The following is a 250-nucleotide window of genomic DNA, read 5'->3' as shown; positions in this document are numbered from 1 at the left end:
GATCGCACGGGAATGGATCGCGATCGCCCGGCCGCAACAATATCCACTCTTTGCCGATAAGCCCGACACCTGGCTGGTGATTGGCGGGCGCGGGTCGGGCAAGACGCGGTTGGGCGCGGAGTGGGTCAATGCGATGGTGCGGGGCTATCCGCCTTTTGCGGAACTCGGCGACCGGCACGGGCAGATCGCGCTGGTGGGCGAGACCTTGGGCGATGTGCGCGAGGTGATGATCGACGGGCCGTCCGGCCTC

1 protein-coding gene is annotated in these 250 nt (G+C 67.2%); it reads left to right on the top strand.

Annotation, left to right across the window (positions count from 1 at the left end; translation table 11 throughout):
- Window position 1 precedes the first annotated feature (1 nt).
- Window positions 2-250 (top strand): terminase large subunit domain-containing protein (locus RTX98_RS17780; protein ID WP_416223164.1); only part of this gene is annotated, 249 nt, incomplete at its 3' end.

It is taken from the genome of Tianweitania sp., from assembly GCF_032053605.1.
Classification (GTDB): Bacteria; Pseudomonadota; Alphaproteobacteria; order Rhizobiales; family Rhizobiaceae; genus Tianweitania.
The sequence above is the reverse complement of the archived record's forward strand: the minus strand, read 5'-3'. Positions and strand labels throughout refer to the sequence as shown.